The organism is Rhodovarius sp., from assembly GCF_040399605.1.
GTDB classification, from domain to species: Bacteria; Pseudomonadota; Alphaproteobacteria; order Acetobacterales; family Acetobacteraceae; genus Rhodovarius; species Rhodovarius crocodyli_A.
Genome location: NZ_JBBARU010000002.1, coordinates 13,717 through 32,825, shown reverse-complemented (window position 1 = coordinate 32,825; position 19,109 = coordinate 13,717). Strand labels below are relative to the sequence as shown.

Annotated in this window: 19 protein-coding genes; 11 read left to right on the top strand and 8 right to left on the bottom strand. The window is 66.5% G+C overall.

Annotated features, from left to right (window positions below; genetic code table 11):
- Window positions 1-16 precede the first annotated feature (16 nt).
- Complete coding sequence (locus tag ABWP84_RS01185; protein ID WP_353210156.1) at window positions 17-847, bottom strand: transporter substrate-binding domain-containing protein; 831 nt, start codon at window positions 845-847, stop codon at window positions 17-19.
- Between the two features lie 81 nt (window positions 848-928).
- Here ABWP84_RS01185 and ABWP84_RS01180 point away from each other — a divergent pair, with 81 nt between their 5' ends.
- The 6 genes from ABWP84_RS01180 to ABWP84_RS01155 all read left to right on the top strand — a co-directional run bounded on the left by ABWP84_RS01180 (window position 929) and on the right by ABWP84_RS01155 (window position 7,744).
- A complete protein-coding gene (locus tag ABWP84_RS01180) occupies window positions 929-1,873 on the top strand; it encodes a 2-oxoglutarate and iron-dependent oxygenase domain-containing protein (RefSeq protein ID WP_353210155.1) in 945 nt (314 codons plus the stop codon).
- Complete coding sequence (hutU, locus tag ABWP84_RS01175; RefSeq protein ID WP_353210154.1) at window positions 1,873-3,528, top strand: urocanate hydratase; 1,656 nt, start codon at window positions 1,873-1,875, stop codon at window positions 3,526-3,528. The genes ABWP84_RS01180 and hutU overlap by 1 nt, the downstream gene beginning before the upstream one ends.
- Window positions 3,529-3,645: 117 nt before the next feature.
- Entirely contained in the window at window positions 3,646-5,151 is a 1,506-nt protein-coding gene (gene hutH / locus ABWP84_RS01170; RefSeq protein ID WP_353210153.1) for a histidine ammonia-lyase, read from the top strand.
- On the top strand, window positions 5,152-6,348 hold the full coding sequence (gene hutI, locus ABWP84_RS01165) for an imidazolonepropionase (RefSeq protein WP_353210152.1): 1,197 nt from the start codon (window positions 5,152-5,154) through the stop codon (window positions 6,346-6,348).
- Entirely contained in the window at window positions 6,345-6,752 is a 408-nt protein-coding gene (locus tag ABWP84_RS01160) for a PaaI family thioesterase (RefSeq protein WP_353210151.1), read from the top strand. Before hutI ends, ABWP84_RS01160 begins: the two co-directional genes overlap by 4 nt.
- Before the next feature lie 71 nt (window positions 6,753-6,823).
- Window positions 6,824-7,744: a class I fructose-bisphosphate aldolase gene (locus ABWP84_RS01155; RefSeq protein WP_353210150.1), complete on the top strand. Its 921-nt coding sequence runs from the start codon at window positions 6,824-6,826 to the stop codon at window positions 7,742-7,744.
- Window positions 7,745-7,766: 22 nt separating this feature from the next.
- On the opposite strand, the gene ABWP84_RS01150 is transcribed toward ABWP84_RS01155, so the two are convergent.
- The 5 genes from ABWP84_RS01150 to msrA are packed head-to-tail and all read right to left on the bottom strand — an operon-like array spanning window position 7,767 to window position 11,688.
- On the bottom strand, window positions 7,767-8,744 hold the full coding sequence (locus ABWP84_RS01150) for a sterol desaturase family protein (protein WP_353210149.1): 978 nt from the start codon (window positions 8,742-8,744) through the stop codon (window positions 7,767-7,769).
- Window positions 8,744-9,478 carry a polysaccharide deacetylase family protein gene (locus ABWP84_RS01145; protein WP_353210148.1) on the bottom strand — a complete coding sequence of 245 codons (735 nt, stop codon included), beginning with the start codon at window positions 9,476-9,478 and terminating at the stop codon, window positions 8,744-8,746. The genes ABWP84_RS01150 and ABWP84_RS01145 overlap by 1 nt, the downstream gene beginning before the upstream one ends.
- A complete protein-coding gene (locus tag ABWP84_RS01140; protein WP_353210147.1) occupies window positions 9,478-10,665 on the bottom strand; it encodes a beta-propeller fold lactonase family protein in 1,188 nt (395 codons plus the stop codon). Before ABWP84_RS01140 ends, ABWP84_RS01145 begins: the two co-directional genes overlap by 1 nt.
- A gap of 55 nt (window positions 10,666-10,720) precedes the next feature.
- Complete coding sequence (gene msrB / locus ABWP84_RS01135) at window positions 10,721-11,140, bottom strand: peptide-methionine (R)-S-oxide reductase MsrB (protein ID WP_353210146.1); 420 nt, start codon at window positions 11,138-11,140, stop codon at window positions 10,721-10,723.
- Window positions 11,140-11,688, bottom strand: coding sequence for a peptide-methionine (S)-S-oxide reductase MsrA (msrA, locus tag ABWP84_RS01130; protein WP_353210145.1), 549 nt, complete (start codon window positions 11,686-11,688; stop codon window positions 11,140-11,142). The genes msrB and msrA overlap by 1 nt, the downstream gene beginning before the upstream one ends.
- Window positions 11,689-11,817: 129 nt before the next feature.
- Here msrA and glpD point away from each other — a divergent pair, with 129 nt between their 5' ends.
- The 4 genes from glpD to ABWP84_RS01110 all read left to right on the top strand — a co-directional run bounded on the left by glpD (window position 11,818) and on the right by ABWP84_RS01110 (window position 16,198).
- The gene (gene glpD, locus ABWP84_RS01125) at window positions 11,818-13,284 is read left to right on the top strand and encodes a glycerol-3-phosphate dehydrogenase (protein WP_353210144.1); all 1,467 of its coding nucleotides are present in this window, start codon (window positions 11,818-11,820) and stop codon (window positions 13,282-13,284) included.
- 106 nt (window positions 13,285-13,390) lie between these two features.
- Window positions 13,391-13,810, top strand: coding sequence for a hypothetical protein (locus tag ABWP84_RS01120; RefSeq protein WP_353210143.1), 420 nt, complete (start codon window positions 13,391-13,393; stop codon window positions 13,808-13,810).
- Window positions 13,811-13,884: 74 nt separating this feature from the next.
- The gene (locus ABWP84_RS01115; protein WP_353210142.1) at window positions 13,885-14,670 is read left to right on the top strand and encodes an enoyl-CoA hydratase/isomerase family protein; all 786 of its coding nucleotides are present in this window, start codon (window positions 13,885-13,887) and stop codon (window positions 14,668-14,670) included.
- A 73-nt stretch (window positions 14,671-14,743) separates the two neighbouring features.
- Window positions 14,744-16,198, top strand: a complete 1,455-nt coding sequence (locus ABWP84_RS01110) for a M81 family metallopeptidase (RefSeq protein ID WP_353210141.1) — start codon at window positions 14,744-14,746, stop codon at window positions 16,196-16,198.
- A 1-nt stretch (window position 16,199) separates the two neighbouring features.
- Here the strand turns inward: ABWP84_RS01110 and mutL are convergent, their stop codons facing one another.
- Both mutL and phaR read right to left on the bottom strand, forming a co-directional pair.
- Window positions 16,200-17,939 carry a DNA mismatch repair endonuclease MutL gene (gene mutL, locus ABWP84_RS01105; RefSeq protein ID WP_353210140.1) on the bottom strand — a complete coding sequence of 580 codons (1,740 nt, stop codon included), beginning with the start codon at window positions 17,937-17,939 and terminating at the stop codon, window positions 16,200-16,202.
- Window positions 17,940-17,977: 38 nt separating this feature from the next.
- A complete protein-coding gene (phaR, locus tag ABWP84_RS01100; protein WP_353210139.1) occupies window positions 17,978-18,556 on the bottom strand; it encodes a polyhydroxyalkanoate synthesis repressor PhaR in 579 nt (192 codons plus the stop codon).
- Between the two features lie 117 nt (window positions 18,557-18,673).
- On the opposite strand from phaR, the gene ABWP84_RS01095 reads away from it, so the two are divergent.
- The gene (locus ABWP84_RS01095) at window positions 18,674-19,108 is read left to right on the top strand and encodes a hypothetical protein (protein ID WP_353210138.1); all 435 of its coding nucleotides are present in this window, start codon (window positions 18,674-18,676) and stop codon (window positions 19,106-19,108) included.
- The last annotated feature ends 1 nt before the right edge of the window (window position 19,109 follow it).

The following is a 19,109-nucleotide window of genomic DNA, read 5'->3' as shown; positions in this document are numbered from 1 at the left end:
GCCAGAAAATCCCAGCTCAGGCGTTGGCTTCCACCACCCGGGCCGGAACCTCAAAGCTCTGGCCGAACCATTTGGTCTGCAGCGCGGCCAGCCGGCCATCGCTGCGCATGGTGTCGATCACACCATCGATCGCATCGATCAGCGGCGCGGTTTCGGCATCCTTGCGGCCCAGATAGCCGAAATACAGCGATGCACCGAAGGGCGGGCTCACCACCGAAAAGGCGCCGCGACGCTGCTGCGCCACATAGGCGAGATTGGGCAGCGAATTGGCGACGGCGACGACGCGCCCGGCGGCGAGGTCCGCATAGGCCTCGCTGAAGGACTGGTATTCGCGCACCTGGGTGTTGAAGTTCATCCGCGCGATGTAAGCCTGCAACTGCGCGAGTTGGGCAGTTGCCTGGGCGGAGGCGACGGTCTTGCCGTTGATGTCCTCAGGCTTGCCGATCGTGCTGTCATTGCTGCGCTTGAGCAGCGCGACCGTGGCGTTCGCGATGGGGGCGGTGAAGCGGTAGCGCTCCATCCGCGCACGGGTAATGGTGGCGGGGCCGGCCACAAGGTCAAAACGCCCTGCCTCCAGGCCCGGGAGAACACCCGGCCAGGGCAGGTCCTGGAAGCGAATGCGAAAGCCCAGCACCTGACCTACCACGGCGAAGAGTTCGCTGTTCATGCCCACCTGGCGGCCGCCCTCGGTGAAATCAAAGGGGGCGAAATGGAGTTCGGTGGCGATCAGCAACTCGCCAGCGCGGCGCGCCTTGTCCAGGTTATTGGCGCGCGCGCCGGCCAGCGGCGCGAGCACGGCGGCTGCGGCGAGGCCGGCGGCGCGGCGGGTGAGAAGGGGCTTTGTCATCATGCTCTCCGGATGTCGGTCCTGGCGGTTGACCTGTCAGGCCACGGGCATAGTTTGAACCTAATTGTCCAAGGATGCACCATGCCCCACCCAGTCGTCCAGAATACCCTGCCGGTGATCGACATGACCGGAGCGGATTTGCCTTCGGTGGCGGCAGAAATCCGGGCGGCCTGCACAGGGCCTGGGTTTTTCTATCTGCGCGGGCATGGTGTTGCTCCTCAGGTGATCGCGCAGGCCGCAGCGGCGGCCAGGCACTTCTTCCACCAGCCGCCGGAGGTCAAGCAATTGACCCGGGCCAATCTCGTCCATCGCGGCTGGCATGCCGCCGGCGGCGCGGTGATGGAGGGCGCAACCAAGCCCGATCTCAAGGAATTCTTCTCCATCGGCCTGGACCTGGCGGAGGAGCACCCGGCGGTACTGGCCGGTGAAAAACTGCGCGGCCCCAATCAATGGCCGGCGGCGGTGCCCGAATTGCGCCCGGCCATGGAGGCCTATTTCGCCGCCATGGCGCGCTGCGGTGCCAGGCTGCTGGAGGCGGTGGCGCTGAGCCTGGACCTGCCGCAGAATTTCTTCGCACCGCATTATACCCTGCCCCTGCAGCGCACCCAGGCGATTTTCTACCCGCCGCAGCCCCCCGATGACCATGATGGCTTCGGCGTCGCACCGCATACCGATTTCGGCTGCATCACCCTGCTCTGGCAGGATGATAGCGGGGGGTTGGAGGTGCGCGAGCGCAGCACGGGTGAATGGATCCCCGCCCCTCCCCTGCCCGGCACGCTGGTGGTCAATGTGGGGGATTTGCTGGGCCGCTGGAGCAATGACCGCTTCGCCAGCACACCGCACCGGGTGGTCAACCGCTCGGGGCATGAGCGGTTTTCCATCGCCACCTTCTATGACCCGAATTTCGCCGCCCCCATCGACCCGCGGGCGCTGGGTGCCACCGAGCCGCGCTATGAGGCCACCACCTGCGGCGCGCATATTCTGGGCCGCTTCGCACAGGCTTTTTCCTATCGAAAGGGTGCCTGATGAACCCCCGTCTGCGCAACGCGCCATCCATCCGCAGCCCGCGCGGCCTCACGCTGAACGCGAAGCATTGGTCCACCGAGGCGCCGCTGCGCATGCTTATGAACAACCTCGATGATGAGGTGGCCGAAAGGCCGGGCGAGCTTGTGGTCTATGGTGGCATCGGCCGCGCGGCGCGGGACTGGAATTCCTATGACCGCATCGTGGAGACGCTGAAGCGGCTGGAGGAAAACCAGACCTTGCTGGTGCAATCCGGCAAGCCGGTGGGTGTTTTCGAAACCCATGCCGATGCGCCGCGTGTGCTGATCGCCAATTCCAACCTCGTCCCCGCCTGGGCCAATTGGGAACATTTTTCCAAGCTCGATCGCCTCGGCCTGATGATGTATGGCCAGATGACCGCCGGCTCGTGGATCTATATCGGCACCCAGGGCATCGTGCAGGGCACCTATGAGACCTTTGTCGAGGCCGGGCGCCAGCATTTTGGCGGCAATTTGCGCGGCCGATGGATTCTTACTGGCGGTTTGGGCGGCATGGGTGGCGCCCAGCCCTTGGCCGGGGTGTTCGCCGGCGCCTCGGTGCTGGCGGTGGAGTGCCAGGCCAGCCGCATCGAGAAGCGGCTGGAAACCCGCTACCTTGATTATAAGGCCGATGATCTCGACACCGCGCTGGCGATGATCCGCGGCACCGACCGCCCGATTTCCGTCGGCCTGCTCGGCAATGCCGCAGAGGTCTTCCCCGAACTGGTGCGCCGCGGCGTGGTGCCCGATATCGTCACCGACCAGACCTCAGCGCATGACCCGGTGAATGGCTATCTGCCCGCCGGCTGGTCCGTGGGCGAATGGGAGGCCAAGCGCGAAAGCGACCCCGCCGCCGTGGCCGCCGCCGCCAAAAAATCCATGGTCGTGCATGTCCAGGCCATGCTCGATTTCCAGAAAATGGGCAGCGCCGTGCTCGATTACGGCAATAATATCCGCCAGGTCGCCCGCGATGAGGGGCTGGCCCGCGCCTTCGACTTTCCGGGCTTCGTGCCGGCCTATATCCGCCCGCTTTTCTGCCGCGGCATCGGCCCCTTCCGCTGGGCCGCGCTTTCCGGCGACCCGGATGACATTCGCAAAACCGATGACAAGGTGCGCGAATTGATCCCCGATGATGCGCATCTGCACCAATGGCTGGACATGGCCCGCGCGCGCATCGCCTTTCAGGGCCTGCCGGCGCGGATCTGCTGGGTGGGGCTGGGGCAGCGGCACCGGCTGGGCCTCGCCTTCAATGAGATGGTGGCGCGGGGCGAAATAGGCCCCGTGGTGATCGGCCGCGACCATCTCGATAGTGGCTCCGTCGCCTCGCCCAACCGCGAGACCGAGGCGATGATGGATGGCTCGGATGCGGTATCCGATTGGCCGCTGCTCAATGCCCTGCTGAATTGCGCATCGGGCGCCACCTGGGTCAGCCTGCATCACGGCGGGGGCGTCGGCATGGGCTATTCGCAGCATTCTGGCATGGTGATTCTGGCCGATGGCACGGCAGATGCCGCAAGGCGGCTCAAACGCGTGCTGTGGAATGACCCCGCCACCGGCGTGATGCGCCATGCCGATGCCGGCTATGACATTGCCCGCGATTGCGCCCGGGAATTTGGCCTCGACCTACCATCTCTGCCCTGAGGCCGCGCGGCCGTCTTTGTTTGCCTAAGGCCGCGAGGCCGTCTTTGTTTAGCGGTTGCAAAGCCGGCGCGGGGCTGCAAGCTGGCCCTATGATGCAGCAACCAGAGGTCACAACGCATGCGTGACGCCATCACCCCGGGCCGGGCCAGCCTCGACACCCTGCGAGCGGTGGGCGAGGGCAATAGGCTCGAACTCGCGCCAGGCTGGCAGCACGCCGTCCAGGCCAGCCATGCCAGCCTGGCCACGGCGCTGGCCAGCGGCGCGCCGCTCTATGGCGTCAACACCGGCTTCGGCAAGCTGGCGCAGACCTCCATCGCGCCTGAGGCCCTGGCCGCGCTGCAACTCAACCTGCTGCGCAGCCATGCTGCGGGGGTGGGCAAGAAACTCGCGCCGCGCATCGTCCGCCTTGTGCTGGCCCTCAAGGCTCTGAGCCTGGCGCGTGGCGCCTCCGGCGTGCGGCCGGAGGTGGTGGAGGCGCTGATCCTGCTGCTGAACGAGGATGTCCTGCCCATCATCCCCTCGCGCGGCTCGGTTGGCGCCTCGGGCGATCTGGCGCCGCTGGCCCATCTCGCGCTGGTGCTGGTGGGCGAGGGCCGCGCCCTGCTGCGCGGCGTGGAGGTGCCTGCGGCCGAGGCGCTGCGCCAGATCGGCCTGCCACCGCTGGTGCTGGGGCCAAAGGAGGGGCTGGCGCTGCTCAATGGCACCCAGGTCTCCACCGCCATCGCACTTGATGCGCTGTTTCGCGGCCGGCGGCTCTTTGCCACCGCGCTGGTCGCCGCCGCACTCGCCACTGAGGGGCTGCGCGGCTCCGACACGCCCTTCGACCCACGCATCCATGCATTGCGCGGCCAGCCAGGGCAAATTCGCGTGGCCGCAGCTTTGCGCGGGCTGATGGCCGGCAGCGCGATCCGCGAAAGCCACCGGGTGGATGACCCGCGGGTGCAGGACCCCTATTCCATCCGCTGCACGCCCCAGGTGCTGGGCGCCTGCCTCGATGCCTTCGACCATGCTGCCGCCATCCTGGAGCGCGAGGCGAATGCGGTGACCGACAACCCGCTGGTGGTGGACGGCGAAGTGCTCTCCGGCGGCAATTTCCATGCCGAGCCGGTGGGCTTCGCGGCTGACCACATGGCCCTCGCCCTGGCCGAAACCGGCGCGATCTCCGAGCGGCGGGTGGCGCTGCTGATCGACCCCGCCCTCTCCGGCCTTCCCGCCTTCCTGGTGCGCGAGGGCGGGGTGAATTCGGGCTTCATGATTGCCCAGGTCACTGCCGCCGCCCTGGCGGCGGAAAATCGCCACCTCGCCAACCCCAGAGTGACCGACAGCCTGCCCACCTCGGCCAATCAGGAGGATCATGTGAGCATGGCCACCGGCGCGGCGCTGCGGCTGCGGCCCATGTACCGCAACCTGGCCGATATGCTGGCGATCGAGCTGCTGGCGGCAGCCCAGGCGGTGGATTTCTGCCGGCCGCTGCGCAGTTCGGCCAGGCTGGAGGCGGCGCATGCGCTGGTGCGCGGCGTGGCGGGCTTCTGGGAGAGGGACCGGCTGATGGCCCCCGATATCGCCGCCGTCTCCGCCCTGGTGCGCGCCGGGCGCTTCTCAGCCTTGAGCGGAGAATTCTGAATGTATGATGCAGTCTGGCTGAACTGCCACGCCGCCACCATGGCCGATGACGCGCTGGGGGTGATCGAAAATGCCGCGGTGGCGGTCAATGATGGCCGCATCGCCTGGGTGGGAAAGCTGGCCGCGCTGCCGCAATCGGCGGCGCAGGAATTCGACTGCGCCGGCGCCTGGCTGCTCCCGGGGCTGATCGATTGCCACACCCATCTGGTCTTCGGCGGCGACCGCGCGGCGGAATTCGAGCAGCGCCTGGGCGGGGCCAGCTATGAGGAAATTGCCCGCGCCGGCGGGGGCATTCTCTCCACCCTGCGCGCCACCCGCGCGGCCAGCGAGGCCGCGCTGATGGCATCCGCCCTGCCCCGCCTAGACGGCCTGCTGGCCGAGGGGGTGACCACCATCGAGATCAAATCCGGCTATGGTCTCGATGCCGCCAATGAGATGAAGCAACTGCGCGTCGCCCGCGCGCTGGCGACCAAGCGCCGGGTGGATGTGCGAACCACCCTGCTGGCCGCCCATGCCACACCGCCGGAATATGCCGGCCGCCGGGCAGAATATGCCAAGGCCGTCGCCGAGCAGATCATTCCACTGGCCGCCGCCGAGGGGCTGGCCGATGCGGTGGATGCCTTCGCCGATTCCATCGGTTTCACCAATGAGGAAACCGCCTGGGTCTTCGCCGCCGCGAAAGCCGCCGGCCTGCCGGTGAAACTGCATGCCGACCAATTGACCGACCAGGGTGGCGCCGCCTTCGCCGCCGCCCATGGCGCGCTGAGCGCCGACCATCTCGAACGCGCCAACGTGCAGGGTCTGGCCGCCATGGCGGCAGCCGGCACGGTGGCCGTGCTGCTGCCCGGTGCCGCCTTCACCCTGCGCGAGACCGCCCATCCGGATGTGGCGGCGATGCGCCGGCTGGGGGTGCGCATGGCGCTCTCCACCGACATGAACCCCGGCTCCTCCCCGGCGCGCTCGCTGCTGCTGATGCTCAACCTCGGCTGCACCCTCTTCCGCATGACCGTGCCCGAGGCACTGCTGGGCGTCACCCGCCACGCGGCGGCAGCCCTGGGCTTGGCCGACCGTGGCGTACTGGCGCCCGGACTGCGGGCGGATTTTTCCCTATTTGCCATCAATCGCCCGGCGGATCTTTGCTACTGGATGGGGGCCAACCCTTGCCTTGGCCGGGCTATCGCAGGAGAGCCGGCATGAACGACATCAAAATTTTGCAGGCCTTCATGCATGAGCATCTACCCCTCACCCGGATTTGGGGGGTGGAATTGCTGGCAGCCGAGGGCGGCCAGGCCTCCCTGCGCCTGCCTGCCCATGCTGATCTGCTGCGGCCGGGCAATACCATCTCAGGCCCCGTGCTGATGGGCCTGGCGGATATGGCGTTCTGGGCCGCGCTGCTCTCCACCAATGCCGGGCGCGACAACAGCGTGACCAGCAGCATGAATGTGAATTTTCTGGCCCCCGCCGGCCCAGGCCCACTGGTGGCACAGGCCCGGGTGGTGAAGGCAGGCAAGCGGATGATCTATGGCGATATCTTGATCTTCGCCGAGGGCGCCGAAAAACCGGCCGCGCATATGACGACCCATTGGGTGGTGATTGCCTGACCTGCGTGCATGGGCTTCCAGCACGCCCGAGGCTTTGCTAAAGCCCGGCCAGCCGTAAAGGAACGTAGGTCATGAAACTCACCCGCAAGGTCAAGGAAATCCTCTCCTGGTATGAGAGCGACAATCCCGGCACCAAGGCCAACCTCGCCCGCATTCTGATGACCGGCAAGCTCGGTGGCACGGGCCGCATGGTCATCCTGCCGGTGGATCAGGGTTTCGAGCATGGCCCGGCGCGCAGCTTCGCCCCTAACCCCGCGGCCTATGACCCGCATTACCATTTCGAATTGGCGATCGAGGCAGGGCTGAATGCCTATGCCGCCCCGCTTGGGCCGATCGAGGCCGGCGCCGCCAGCTTTGCCGGCTGCATCCCGACCATCCTGAAGGTGAACAGCTCCAACAGCCTCTCCACCACCAAGGACCAGGCGGTGACGGCGACCGTGGCGGATGCCCTGCGCCTGGGCTGCTCGGCCATCGGCTTCACCATCTATCCCGGCAGCGAATACCAGTTCGAGATGATGGAAGAGCTGCGCGAGATGGCCGAGGAGGCCAAGAGCGTGGGCCTCGCCGTGGTGGTGTGGAGCTATCCGCGCGGCCCGATGCTGGACAAGGTGGGCGAAACCGCCCTCGATATCGCAGCCTATGCCGCCCATATGGCCGCCCTGATGGGTGCGCATATCATCAAGGTGAAGCCGCCCACCGAGGCCATCTTCCTCGATGCCGCGAAGAAGACCTACCAGTCCCACCCCGTGGAAGTGAAGGACGCCGCCGCCCGCATCGCCCATATCGTCAAGGCCTGCTTCAATGGTCGGCGTTTGGTGGTGTTCTCGGGCGGTGAGGCCAAGGGCGCTGATGCGCTGCTGGGCGAGGTGCGCGCCATCCATGCCGGCGGCGGCAATGGCTCCATCGTCGGCCGCAACGCCTTCCAGCGGCCGAAGGAAGAGGCGCTGAAGCTGCTCGCCGACATTATCGACGTCTATAAGACCAAGGCCTAATCCAGAGCGCCGGCGGGGTAGACTACTCCGCCGGCACTCTTGGTGCCTGGGGCTTTTCGCCCCGGCCGCGCAGCACCCGGGCCAATTGCCGCACGCCCTCGATCTGCTGGCGCAGCCACCCGCCGCGACTATAGGCCTCAGGCGTTCCGGGGGCGCCCGTGTGGGGGAAGGCATCACGGCGGAAATCCGCCGTGCCGAACACCCAGTCCCAGATCGGCAGCAACACCGCATAGTTCTTGCCTGAAGCGCCGATGCTGAGCACGCCATGATGCAGCCGGTGGAAGCGCGGGCTCACCAACAGCCTCTCCCCCAGCCATCCGAAATGAATGCGCGCATTGGCATGCGAGACGCTCTCCGCCAGGCGCAGCACCATCAAAATGATGGGAAATTGTCCCGGCGGCACGCCAAGGAGCACCGCGAGGCCGGCAAGCCAGGCCGCCGCCAGCACCTCATCGAGCACATGGTTCCGGTCATCGGTCCAGAATGTCATATGCACCTGGGCGTGATGAATCGCATGCAACGACCACCACCAGCGCCATTCATGCTGAAAGCGATGGCGCCAATATTCAAAGAAATCCAGCACCACGACATAAACCGCAAAGGCCAGCAGGGGCGTCTCCCGCAGGCTGGGGAAGACGCCTTCCAGCGTCGGCGGAATCCAGCCGCTATCGGCCAGCAGCGCCTCCAGCCGCACCTGGGTGGCGGCAAAAAGCACAAAGCCCAGCAGCGGCAGCAGCCCCAGACGGGCCAGCAGCGTATAGACCACATCGGTGCGCACGGCCCGGGCAGATTGGCCGCGCTCCACCGGCCGCCAGGCCTCCAGCGGCCGGCAAATCACATAGACCACCCCCACCTGCAGCAGGCCGAAGAGGAAAAAATCGAGCCAGTCATAGCCATCCTCAGCCCATTCCATCAGGCCCAGATGATAGAGTGCCGGCTGCACCGCCCCCTCGAAGAGGAAGGTGACAAGGCGCAGGTAATGATCCTCAAAGAATTCCATCACACGCCATGTGGCGGCAGGGGCCTGAAACAAAAGCCCCGGGCCTGCAATCCGCCGATCAGCGCATCAAAAATCCCGGCAAAGGGCTCCCGCCGGCTGCGCACGCCCCAATGCATCACCAGCACCTCTCCATCACGGATTTTGTCCAGATTGCGCTGCAGCAGCGCAGCATTGGGGTGGGTTTCGCTGGCGAGTTCGTCGCCCAGAAAACCATTCGCCGTCCAACCCTGATGGCGCAGGCCGCAGGCGGTGGCCATGCGCCGGGCCTCTGGGGTCACGATGCCACCGGGTGCGCGCCAGAGCGGCAGCACGGTGGCGTCGGGCACCATGGCGCGCAAGGCCTCTATCGGGCGGGCTAGTTCAGCGCAGAGCGCGGCCTGGTCCAGCAGTTCAGCCCCTTCCTGGCGGCGGGAGGCATAGCGGGTGCGCCCTGGCCCGGCATCGCCGGCGAAATACCAGTGCCGCCAGGTGTGGCTGGCGAATACATGCCCCTCGGCCGCCCGGGCGCGCCAGAAGGGTGCCCAACTGGCATCGAGCGTGCGGTCCCCCCGGAAGCTCGGTTCCTGCGCCAGGAACAGGGTCGCACGCACTTCACGGCGGCGCAGCACCTCCGCGATCTGCTCGGCCTCACGCGACCAGCCGGTATCGATGGTGAGGTACAAGGTGCCGCGGCGGCAGGTCTGCGACAGCGCCGGTGATGCCAAAAGCCCGCCCAATAGGGCGCGGCGCAGCATCAGCGGAACGTCTCCACCCGAACCGGGGTGACGGTCAGGATCGGCATATCCAGCCCCGCGCGGCGGCTGTTGCGGGTTGGCTGGACGCTGGGCCCCGGGGCCAGGCTGGGGGCCGCACTCATCACCGGCGGCACCGGCCGGTCGGCCGGGATTTCACCCTGGCGTGCCTGCAGAGGGCGCGGCAGCGGGCGGCTGCCCGAGACCGCGCCGGGCATGATCGCGGCAAAATCCGCCCGCATGCCATCACGCCTCGGCATGACGAAGATGCCATGGGGGCTGCGGCCAACCCGAATTTGCTCCAGCGTGCCGGTGCGCGGGTCAAGCACGCCAACCCGGCCGAGCCAGCGCAGCGTCATCCAAAGCCGCCCATCGGGGTCAAAGGAAATACAATCCGGCCCGCCGGGCACGTCAAAGCGGCGCTTGACCTCCAGCGTCTCGGCATCGACCTCCCAGAGCCCCGATTCCACCCGGGCGGTGGCATAGAGGCTGCGCCCATCGGGCGAGGGGACCACCACATGGGCGCCACGGCCAACAGAAAAGGCGCGCGAGACCGCCTTGGTCGTCGGGTCAAGCTGAACGAAGTCGGTGGAGCCCATCAGGCCGATGATCAGCCGGCCGCGATGCCAGATGATGCCGGCAGGCTCGGGCCCCACAGCGACGGTCCAGGCCGCCGCACGGGTGGATAAATCGATTGCCACAACCTCCCCAGTGCCCTGCAAAGTGACATAGACGAAGCGGCTATCGGGGCTGAAGGCGATATGGCTCGGCTTATCGGGCTGTTGCAGACGCCCGAGCAGCGCCATGGTCCCGGCATCGTAGATATCCACCTGGTCCCGGCGGAGGCTGGCGACGACAAGGTATTTGCCGTCCGGACTGTATTCCAGGTGATAGGGGTTGGAAACCCGCACACGGTTGCGCAGCTCGCCGGTGCTCGGATCCAGGAAAATTAACTCATTGCCGCCGCTATCGCCCACCACCAGCGTGCTGCCATCGGGGGTGAGCACGGCATGATGCACCTCCCGCAGGGCCGGCATACGGCGCAGTTCAGATCGCTCCCGCGCATCCAGAACGGAGATCGAGGCATCGCCCGAATTCAGCACAAAAACCATATCGGCATTGGCCGGAACGGCCAGCGCCAGACAGAGCAGCATTGGATAGAAGGCGCGCCACATGAAGCTGAGACTCATCGAAGGGGGGACCTCCACAAACTACAGAGCGGCGGCCATGGCAAGACGGAGGGATTTAGTCGGCAGGCATGAAGCCGAGAGACACGCCATTCATGCAATAGCGCTGGCCGGTGGGCGGCGGCCCATCGGGGAAGACATGGCCGAGATGGCCACCACAATGCGCACAATGCACCTCGGTGCGGGTCATAAAGAAGCTGCGATCAGTGGTGGTGGCCACCGCGCCATCGATGGGCGCGAAGAAGCTGGGCCAGCCGGTGCCGCTCTCAAATTTGGTATCGGCCTGAAACAGCGCCGTGCCGCACCCCGCACAGGTGAAGGTGCCGGCGCGCTTTTCATTGTTGAGCGGGCTGGTGCCGGCCCGCTCGGTGCCGTGCTCGCGCAGCACCCGGTAAGCATCGGGGCGGAGAATGGCACGCCATTCGGCCTCGGTCTTGCTGACCGGGAAGCTCTGCGGGGCGGGTTTGGCGCCGAACATCAAACGCTCTCCTTCAGGCGGGCCATGAAATTCTTGCGGAATTTGGCGACCTTGGGGCCCACCACCGCGCGGCAATAGCCCGACCAGGGGTTGAGGCGATAGTAATCCTGGTGTTCGGCCTCGCCCGGCCAATAGGTCTGCGGGCCGACCAATTCGGTCACCAGCGCGCCGCCCCAGAGTTTCAGCCCTTCAATTTCGGCCATCACCTCGCGCGCGATGGCCATCTGGGCATCATCCTGGGCGATGATGATGGAGCGGTATTGCGGGCCGACATCAGCACCCTGGCGGTCCTTCGTGGTCGGGTCGTGGATGGTGAAGAAAATCCGCAGAATATCAGTGTAGCTGACGACGGAGGGGTCGAAGACCACGCGCACCACCTCAGCATGGCCGGTGCGCTTGGCGCAGACCTGCTCATAGGTAGGATTCGCCTGATGGCCGCCGGCATAGCCGCTCTCCACCTCGATCACGCCTTGCAGCTCACGATAAACGGCATCGAGGCACCAGAAGCATCCGCCTCCCAGAATGGCGGTTTCGCGGGTGATGGTCATGGGCCTCTCCTTATCTACGCTGAACATGGGGGCGATATACCATATTGGCCAGATGGTGACGCCTCAAGGGATTTGCCGATAAGCCCGACTTGCCCATATGAAACCTGCAGGGCGTGGACAGGAGGGCGCGTGGATCATCCCGGTTCAGACTGCGACATGCTGGTGGTGGGCGGGGGCGTGAACGGCGCGGGCATCGCCCGCGATGCGGCCGGGCGCGGCCATAAGGTGCTTCTGGTCGAGCGGGGAGATTTGGCACAGGCCACCTCCTCGGCCTCCTCCAAGCTGATCCATGGCGGGCTGCGCTATTTGGAGAATTACCAGTTCCGCCTGGTGCGCGAGGCGCTGGCCGAGCGTGAGGTGCTGCTGCGCATGGCGCCGCATATCATCTGGCCGCTGCGCTTCGTGCTGCCGCACCGGCCCCAGATGCGGCCGCGCTGGATGATCCGCGCCGGACTGTTTCTTTATGATCATCTGGCCCGCCGCGCCACGCTGCCGGGGGCACAGGCGTTTCGCACCCAGGGCCATGCCTTTGGCCAACCGCTCTGCCAGGCCCTCACCCACGCCTTCGCCTATTCCGATGCCTGGGTGGAGGATAGCCGGCTGGTGCTGCTCAATGCGCGTGATGCAGCGCAACGCGGCGCCGAGATCGCCACCCATACCAGCTTCACCAATGCCGCCCGTCAGCCCGGCTATTGGGAGGTAACCTTGAGCAATGGCCGCGCATTGCGGGCGCGGGCGGTGATCAATGCCGCCGGCCCCTGGGTGGCCCAGGCGCTGGCCGCGGCCCATGCCAAGCCCGAGGGCGGCGTGCGGCTCATCCGTGGCAGCCATATTGTCGTGCCCCGGCTTTATGCCGGTGAGCAGGCCTATATCCTGCAGAATGACGACCGCCGGGTGGTCTTTGTCATTCCCTATGAGCGCGATTTCTCGCTGATCGGCACGACCGATATGCCCCATACGGGCGATGCCGCCACCGCCACCTGCACGGCGGAGGAGGCCGCCTATCTTTGCGCCGCCGTCTCAGGGCAATTCCGCCGGCCGGTGAGCCCGGCCGATATCATCTGGCGCTATTCCGGCGTGCGGCCGCTCTTCGATGATGGTGCTGAGAATCCATCGGCGGTGACGCGCGACTATGTGCTGAAGCTCGACCTGGCCGGGGCGCCGCTGCTCAATATCTATGGCGGGAAAATCACCACCTATCGCCGCCTGGCCGAGGAGGCGGTGGGGCTGGTGGGCGCGGCGCTGGGCCGCAAGGGCATGGCCTGGACGGGGGGGGCCATGCTGCCAGGCGGCGATCTGGGAGGCCTCAGCCTGGCCGGCTTCGAGGCTCAGATGGCCCGGCGCTACCCTTGGCTCCAAGGCCTGCCGCGCCTGGTGCGGACCCATGGCAGCGAGTTGGAGGCCATGCTGGGCGGCGCGCGTGGCCCGGCCGATATGGGCGAGAATTTTGGCGCGGGGCTGACATCACGCGAGATATCCTGGATGCGCGACCATGAATGGGCCCGCAACGCCGATGATGTGCTGTGGCGGCGCAGCAAGCTGGGCCTGCGTCTCGATGCCAAGGCACAGCAGAGGGTAGCCGCGGCCTTAGGCTGATGCCTGACAAGGTAGGAGCAAATTTCCATCACCACCTGCGCCGCGATTAACCGAACGGCAATTCCTCCATGCGTAAGTTCCCTCATGGATCGAAAGGAATTTGACCATGACGCAGGAAGCGTTGGCGCATGGGCTTGCCCCGCAATCTCCTCTGGGCGGCCATGCCGCCTTGGTAGCGATGAGGTTCCGGCTGGAGAATGAAGGGGCGTTCTGCCAGATCACCCCCACAGCCACGCACCACTCCCTCCCCGATAGCTGGTCGGTCTCGCCCCTCTTCTGCAGCCGCTCCAAAACCGATAGCCTCAACGCGGCCTATGGCGCGGTGCTGGTGGGCATGGCCCATCAGCACAATGTCCATGTCTGGATCGGCATTGCCGATGATGCGCAGCCCTTCCCGGCCGATGTGCAACCTGGCCTCGCGAAAACATCCGAGGGGGCGCTTTGGCTGGCGCCCGGCACCGGTCTTGATGGTCTGGCCGTTTGGACACGCGGCCTCCAAGGCAGCACCGATATTTTCATGAGCTGAAGCGACGAGATCTGGGGCAGGCTTCCGCTCAGCCCCCTTTGCACTATCCTGACCACAACAAAGGTCCAGGATTAATGACGGAAGAAGCCACCACCCCCATCCTCACCCGCCAGGGCGCCATCGCCACCTTGCGGCTGAACCGGCCGCGCCATCTGAACCGGATCGAACCCGATGATCTGCTGGCGCTGGGCAAGTTGCTGGCCGAGGTGGAGGCCGACCAGAGCCTTCGCGTGCTGGTCTTCACCGGCACCGGCCGCGCCTTTTCGGCCGGCTACCACCTGGGCGATCTTGCCAATCGGCCGGATGCCGCCGTCACCACCGGGGGGCCGCAACTCAGCTTCGAGGATGTGGCGAGTCTGCTGGAAAATCTCCGCGTGCCGGTGATCTGCCGGCTCAATGGCGGCGTCTATGGCGGCAGCACCGATCTCGCGCTGTGCTGCGATTTCCGCATCGGCGTGGACAGCATGGAAATGTTCATGCCCGCCGCCCGGCTCGGTATTCACTATTACCCCTCGGGCATGCTCCGTTACGCATCCCGCCTGGGGCTGAACAACGCCAAGCGCCTGTTCCTGACCGCCGAGAAGCTCCAGGCGCCGGAACTCCTGGCCATTGGCTATATCACCCAGATGGTCCCGGCTGAGGGGCTGGACGCCGCGGTGGATGCGCTCGCCACGCGCATCGCCGCCATGGCGCCGCTGGCCGTGCAGGGCATGAAACGCGGCCTGAACGAGATCGCCCGCGGTGAATTCGACGCGGCAGGCTGCGCCGCCCGCGCCAAGGCCAGCCAGCAAAGCGAGGATGTGAAAGAGGGCCTGGCCGCCTTCCGCGAAAAGCGCGACCCTGTCTTCCAGGGCCGCTGAGCAGCCCGCCCCTTGTAGCGCCGCAGCCGCATCGGCCATGCTCTCCAGGCACAATGAGGGGCATGGATCACCGATGAAACTGTTCATGGCGGCGCTGCTGACCGAGACCAATACCTTCTCGCCCATCCCCACCGGCCATGGCGGCTTTCACGAGGCCAGCTATCGCCGCACCGGCGCCAGCCTGGAGGCGCCTGCCTGGGGCAATATCCCACTCATCGCCTGGCGCCGGCTCGCTGCCGAACACGGCATCGAGGTGATCGAAAGCCTGACCGCCAATGCCCAGCCCTCAGGCACCACCATCCGTGCGGTGTATGAGGGGCTGCGCGACCTCATCCTGGCCGATCTCAAAGCCGCAGGGCCGGTCGAGATGGTGCTGCTCAACCTGCATGGCGCCATGGTGGCCGAGGGCTATGATGATTGCGAAAGCGACCTCGTCGCCCGGGCGCGGGCCATTGTCGGGCCTGACACCATCATCGGCGTCGAACTCGACCTGCATTGCCATCTCGATGAAACGCTGCGCAGCCAGGCCAATATTGTCATCACCTATAAGGAATACCCGCATATCGACATGACAGAGCGCGCCGAGGAGGTCTTCTCGCTCGCCCTGCGCGCCGCGCGGGGGGAGATCCGCCCGGTCATGGCCTATCACCGCCTGCGCATGATCAATATGTGGCACACGCCCATTGAGCCGATGAAATCCATCATCGCCGACATGCAGGCCGAGGAAAAATCAGGCCAAATCCTCTCCCTCTCCTTCGCCCATGGCTTCCCCTGGGGCGATGTGCCCCATGTCGGCGCCGTGGTGCTGGCCGTGGCCGATGGCGATGCCGCCCATGCCCAGGCCACCGCCGAGCGCTGGGCAGGGCGCATTTGGGAGCTGCGCGAGACCACCCGCAAACGCTTCGACACCCCCGACCAGGCCATCGACATCGCGCTGGTCGGCCCCGGCCTGACGGTGGTCGCCGAAACCTCGGACAATGCCGGCGGCGGCGCGCCATCGGATTGCACGGCCATGCTGGCCGCCATGCTGCGCCGTGGCGTCCAAAACGCCGCCATTGGCGTCTTCTGGGACCCCGTGGCGGTCGCCTTCTGCCAGGAGGCCGGCGAGGGCGCGCGCTTCCCACTGCGCCTGGGCGGCAAATGCGGCGTGATGTCGGGCGATCCGCTGGACCTGATGGTGCGCGTGCACCGCGTGCTGGACAGCCATGTGCAGACCGCACTCTCCGGCGGCGTGCGGCAATTGGGCCCGGCCGCCTGGGTGGAGGCTGAGGGCATTCACATCATCATCGGCTCAGAGCGCAATCAGGTCTTCAACCCAGATGCCTTCACCGGGCTGGGCTGCGTGCTGGCCGATAAACGCATGGTGGTGGTGAAGTCGAGCCAACATTTCTACGCCGCCTTCGCCCCCATCGCCGCCCGGGTGCGCTATTGCGCGGCCGAGGCCGGCATCCTGCGCGACTTCGCCGCCATCCCCTATGAGCGATTCACCGAACCCTATTGGCCGAAGGTGGAAAACCCCTTCGCCTGATTCAGCCCCGGCCGAACATCTTAGCAAAATCACCCGAGCCCAACCGCAGGAAGGTGGGCCGGCCATGCGAACAGGTGGCAGCGCGCGGCGTGGCCTCCATGGCGCGCAGCAGCGCATCCATCTCGGGCAGCGTCAGCCTGCGGCCGGCGCGCACGCTGCCATGGCAGGCCAGCCGTGCCACTGCCGCATCCAGCCGGCGGCCCAGCGCCGTCTCCTCGCCCCATTCCGCCAATTCCGCCGCCATATCCGCCAGCAGGCCTTGCGGCTCGGGGTTGCCCAGCAGCGCCGGCAGGCTGCGCACCAGCAGCGCGCCACCGCCAAACCCCTCAATTTCCAGCCCCAGACGGGACAGAGCATCGGCGGCCTCCAGCAGGCGGGCGGCGTCGGCGGCGGGCAATTCCACCACCGCCGGGATCAGCAGCGCCTGGGCGCGAACCTGGCCCTGGGTCAATTGCGCCGAAAGCCGCTCATGCGTCAGCCGCTCATGCGCGGCGTGCTGGTCCACCAGCACCAAGGCACCATCCGGCGCCTCGGCCAGAATGTAGCATTCCATCACCTGGGCTATGGCACGGCCAAGTGGCCCGGCGGGCAGCGGGGCAGCAGCGAAGCCCATGGGCAAAGGCTGCGGCACCGCAGCCGGTGCCGGCGGCAGCAACTCCAGCCCCACCTCGGCAAAGCCGCGCGGCGCATAGCTGGCCGGCAGCGCAGCGGGGTGGGATTTCGCCTGCCATTGGAAGACCGGGCGCGCCCCCGCCTCCCCCGCACCCACGCCCAAGGCGCCCCGCAACGCCGAGATCAGCGCCCCACGCACCCCGGCAGCATCGCGGAAGCGCAATTCGGTCTTCATCGGGTGGACATTCACATCCACCACCTCCGGCGGCACATCCAGATACAGCGCCGCCACAGGGTGGCGCCCCTGCTCCATCACATCACGAAAGGCCACCCTGAGCGCCGCGCGCAGCATCGGGTCCCGCACCGGGCGGCGATTGACCACCAGATGCTGCTCGGAAGCGGTGGCGCGGGAATGCGCGGGCTGGCCGATCAGGCCATAGATCGCAGGGTCCGCCGCGCGGGCCACCGGCAGGGCGGCGGCGGCGAAGCCATTGCCCAGCACCGCCTTGATCCGCGCCTCGCGCTCTGCCACTGGCAGTTCCAGCATCGTCCTTCCATCGATGCTGGCGCGAAAAGCCACCTCCGGCCAGGCCAGCGCCAGGCGACGGATCACCTCAATGGAATGCTCGGCCTCGCTGCGCGGGCTGCGCAGAAATTTGCGCCGGGCGGGGGTGGCGAAGAACAAATCCGCCACCTCCACCCGGGTGCCAGGTGGGCCGGCAGCAGGCGAGACGGCGCCCACCCGCCCGCCCTCCACCATAATGGCATGGGCATCCGCCCCCGCCTGGCGCGCGGTGATGGCCAGCCGGGCCACGGCGCCAATGCTGGGCAGGGCCTCGCCGCGGAAACCCAGCGTGGCGATGGCAAACAGCGTCGCCTCATTGGGCAGCTTGGAGGTGGCATGGCGTTGCACCGCGAGCGCAAGATCGGCCGCACTCATGCCGCGCCCGTCATCCTCGACGAGGATGCGACCCATGCCGCCGCCCTCCAGCGTGACGGAGATTCGCCGCGCGCCGGCATCCAGCGCATTCTCCACCAACTCCTTCACCACGGCGGCCGGGCGCTCGACCACCTCGCCGGCGGCGATACGGTTGGCGGTGGTCTCGGGCAGGATGCGGATAGGGTTCATGCAGGGCGCGATTCGGCGCCTATCATAGCCTGGAATGCTTATTTGGTCCGCAGCTTTGCAATCTCGGCCTTCAGCGCCTCATTTTCGGCCCTGAGCGTATCCACCTCATTCACCGGCCGGCCCTGAAACGGGGTGAAGAGGCTCATCGCCCGCTCCATCATCGCCACATTGCGTTGGCCCAGCTCGGTCAGGTCAAAGGGCATATCGAAGGGTTTGAAGCCGCCAATGGCCTGCTGCATGCTTGCCCGCCACTGCTCCTGCTGCTTGGCGAAGCCGCTCATGGCGAATTCCAAGTAGCCCGGCACCAGCTGGCCCATATTATTGCCGTAAAACCCTATCATCTGCCGCAGGAAGCTCTCGGGTAGCAGATTTTTCCCCTTCGCCTCCTCCTCGACAATGATCTGGGTGAGGACGGAGCGGGTGATGTCATCGCCGCTCTTGGCGTCATAGACCACGAAATCCCGCCCGGCACGGATCATCGCCGCCAGATCCTCGAGCGTGACGTAACTGCTGCTTTCCGTGTTGTAGAGCCTGCGATTGGCGTATTTCTTCACCACCACCGGCTGGGCATTGGCCTGCGCATCCGGTGCGGTCTCAACCTTCTTGTTCTGTGACATCGATAGCCTTCCTCACACCCTCTGCGATCTGAGGATAGCACGCCTTTATCGTCCAGTGTCATGCTTTAGAAACTCCGGCTATATGAAAACCCGTTGTGCACCGAATGTCTGGAATGAATGAAACCGCCCGCGGACCTGGACAAGCTGGCCGAGGATTGGATCACCCTCTGGCAGAGCGAGTTGGCAGCCATGGCCGCCGACCCCGAATTGGCCGAGGCCTGGGCCGCCTCTGTGGCATTGGGCGCGGCCTGGTGGCGGGCGCAGGCGGCAGGGCTTGGCCGCATGCCGGGATGGCCGCCTGGCGGGGCGATGCCAGGCTTTCCCTTCGGCGGGCCTGCTGATGCCAACCCCTGGCCCCATGATGCGCCGGGGCCCTCGCCCGCTGGGGATGCATATGCTGGCCAGCAGCCTGCGGGCCATGGCGGCAATGACGCAGCCGCTCTCCTCCAGCGCCTGGCCGAATTGGAGCGGCGCCTGGCCGAGGTCGAGCACAGCCCAGGCCCAGGCAAGCCGGATCGCCCACGAACTCGCCGCCCTAAAAGCAAGCCCTGAG

Bases quoted from the DNA above. Each gene is read 5' to 3' on its own strand.
- ABWP84_RS01185 (WP_353210156.1), bottom strand. From the start codon at position 847: ATGACAAAGCCCCTTCTCACCCGCCGCGCCGCCGGCCTCGCCGCAGCC.
- mutL (WP_353210140.1), bottom strand. From the start codon at position 17,939: ATGAACCCTATCCGCATCCTGCCCGAGACCACCGCCAACCGTATCGCC.
- ABWP84_RS01120 (WP_353210143.1), top strand. From the start codon at position 13,391: ATGACGCAGGAAGCGTTGGCGCATGGGCTTGCCCCGCAATCTCCTCTG.
- ABWP84_RS01110 (WP_353210141.1), top strand. From the start codon at position 14,744: ATGAAACTGTTCATGGCGGCGCTGCTGACCGAGACCAATACCTTCTCG.
- ABWP84_RS01145 (WP_353210148.1), bottom strand. From the start codon at position 9,478: ATGCTGCGCCGCGCCCTATTGGGCGGGCTTTTGGCATCACCGGCGCTG.
- ABWP84_RS01095 (WP_353210138.1), top strand. From the start codon at position 18,674: ATGAAACCGCCCGCGGACCTGGACAAGCTGGCCGAGGATTGGATCACC.
- msrA (WP_353210145.1), bottom strand. From the start codon at position 11,688: ATGACCATCACCCGCGAAACCGCCATTCTGGGAGGCGGATGCTTCTGG.
- hutH (WP_353210153.1), top strand. From the start codon at position 3,646: ATGCGTGACGCCATCACCCCGGGCCGGGCCAGCCTCGACACCCTGCGA.
- hutI (WP_353210152.1), top strand. From the start codon at position 5,152: ATGTATGATGCAGTCTGGCTGAACTGCCACGCCGCCACCATGGCCGAT.
- ABWP84_RS01115 (WP_353210142.1), top strand. From the start codon at position 13,885: ATGACGGAAGAAGCCACCACCCCCATCCTCACCCGCCAGGGCGCCATC.
- msrB (WP_353210146.1), bottom strand. From the start codon at position 11,140: ATGTTCGGCGCCAAACCCGCCCCGCAGAGCTTCCCGGTCAGCAAGACC.
- ABWP84_RS01160 (WP_353210151.1), top strand. From the start codon at position 6,345: ATGAACGACATCAAAATTTTGCAGGCCTTCATGCATGAGCATCTACCC.
- ABWP84_RS01140 (WP_353210147.1), bottom strand. From the start codon at position 10,665: ATGAGTCTCAGCTTCATGTGGCGCGCCTTCTATCCAATGCTGCTCTGT.
- ABWP84_RS01150 (WP_353210149.1), bottom strand. From the start codon at position 8,744: ATGGAATTCTTTGAGGATCATTACCTGCGCCTTGTCACCTTCCTCTTC.
- ABWP84_RS01155 (WP_353210150.1), top strand. From the start codon at position 6,824: ATGAAACTCACCCGCAAGGTCAAGGAAATCCTCTCCTGGTATGAGAGC.
- hutU (WP_353210154.1), top strand. From the start codon at position 1,873: ATGAACCCCCGTCTGCGCAACGCGCCATCCATCCGCAGCCCGCGCGGC.
- phaR (WP_353210139.1), bottom strand. From the start codon at position 18,556: ATGTCACAGAACAAGAAGGTTGAGACCGCACCGGATGCGCAGGCCAAT.
- ABWP84_RS01180 (WP_353210155.1), top strand. From the start codon at position 929: ATGCCCCACCCAGTCGTCCAGAATACCCTGCCGGTGATCGACATGACC.